We start from the raw sequence: 756 nt of genomic DNA, 5'->3' as shown, positions 1-756 counted from the left end.
AAGGTCAGCCATTCAAGAGATGCTTATATTATCTTTAAAAACACCTGGGATGAAAACAAGATTGAATTGCAGGAACAATTCAAAGTGATGCTTCTGAACAGGGCTAACAAAGTGTTGGGTATTTATGAAGTATCAACGGGTGGAATAACCAGAACAGGAGCAGATCCAAAACTAATTTTTGCAGCCGCATTAAAAGCCAGTGCCTGTAATATCATGCTAGTTCATAATCATCCTTCCGGCAATCTTAAACCAAGTAAACAGGATGAGGACCTTACCTATAAAATAGAAGAAAGTGGAAAATTGCTGGACATTGTATTGCTGGATCATTTAATTATATCCAATGAAGGTTATTTTTCAATGCAGGATGAAGGATTTATCTAGTTCTTCATATTTATTATTTTCTAAATAAAATGGCTGCAAACAGCCATTTATTTTTTTTGATTACTTAATCAGAATAATGCTTAAATGAGGTCTTGATTCCTGATCAAATCAATTTTAATTTTTCATAGAAGTCTACCAGTTCTCCCCGCTTTAAAATCTCTTCATGAATTGCTTTCATTTCTTCCAAAGATTCTTTAGAAAGCACATTGATTATTTCATCCTCAAAAACATTTTTACCAGACAGTAAACCGGTCTCAATCAGCCGGCTTAATAGTATGATATTTTGGCGGCTTACCACCAAATTAATCTTGCATTTTTCATTCATTCCGGGACTGCTTAATATGGTCTCAAAAATATTTGACTTCTCTTTTCCAG

At 34.0% G+C, this 756-nt stretch carries 2 protein-coding genes; one reads left to right on the top strand and one right to left on the bottom strand.

The genetic code is table 11. The features are described from left to right. Positions 1-381, top strand: a 381-nt coding sequence (locus FW778_RS22925; RefSeq protein ID WP_150417255.1) for a JAB domain-containing protein, incomplete at its 5' end; no start/stop codon positions are given. 103 nt (positions 382-484) lie between these two features. Here the strand turns inward: FW778_RS22925 and FW778_RS23380 are convergent. Then, a partial coding sequence (locus FW778_RS23380) for a hypothetical protein (protein WP_202552453.1) occupies positions 485-756 on the bottom strand: 272 nt, incomplete at its 5' end.

It is taken from the genome of Ginsengibacter hankyongi, from assembly GCF_008710285.1.
GTDB classification, from domain to species: Bacteria; Bacteroidota; Bacteroidia; order Chitinophagales; family Chitinophagaceae; genus Ginsengibacter; species Ginsengibacter hankyongi.
The sequence above is the reverse complement of the archived record's forward strand: the minus strand, read 5'-3'. Positions and strand labels throughout refer to the sequence as shown.